Consider the following 547-nt stretch of genomic DNA (forward strand, 5'->3'; position numbering starts at 1 on the left):
CCCATGCAAAATGGATTCTTGCCTTGTCAAATATTCCCTGACATGTAAATCCTGCAATAGTAGCATCGCCGTCTGTAACTGTGTAAACTTTTCCATCTACAGCAACGCTTCCCTTTGCCTTAACCGATGTCTGTCCATAAAATGTCATCGAACTGACAACCATAGCTATGGCACAAACATAAGCAAAAAACTTTTTCATTGAATTACTTAATTTCATCATATACTCCTTTCTATAACTCAACTTTTTTCAGATGATGTTCCTCCTTTTTTTCATTCAATCACCTTGTTTTCATTCTAGCATATTAGGTAAAAACCGATTAGGTGTGTTTTTTTATAAAGGTATCATTTTTATATATTTTTTTATGTTTTTTGTCCTTAAAGAATGTAATTTAATATCAAAGTTTTCCCATCTGTAAGTCATATAAAGAAAGGTCATCACACCGGCAAATAATTCCACCTGCATGATGACCTTATATATGTTCTTAGTTTATTTTACTTTAACCTTTTTAGCTTTTGACCATTTTCCTGTGTAAGACTTCTTTCCTAC

Annotated in this window: 1 protein-coding gene; it reads right to left on the minus strand. The window is 32.5% G+C overall.

The window, feature by feature from the left end:
* Positions 1-217 (minus strand): hypothetical protein (locus DWW68_RS13645; RefSeq protein WP_199669491.1); only part of this gene is annotated, 217 nt, incomplete at its 3' end.
* Positions 218-547 lie beyond the last annotated feature (330 nt).

The sequence above is a fragment of the Eubacterium sp. AF16-48 genome (assembly GCF_003479405.1).
GTDB classification, from domain to species: domain Bacteria; phylum Bacillota; class Clostridia; order Lachnospirales; family Lachnospiraceae; genus Eubacterium_G; species Eubacterium_G segne.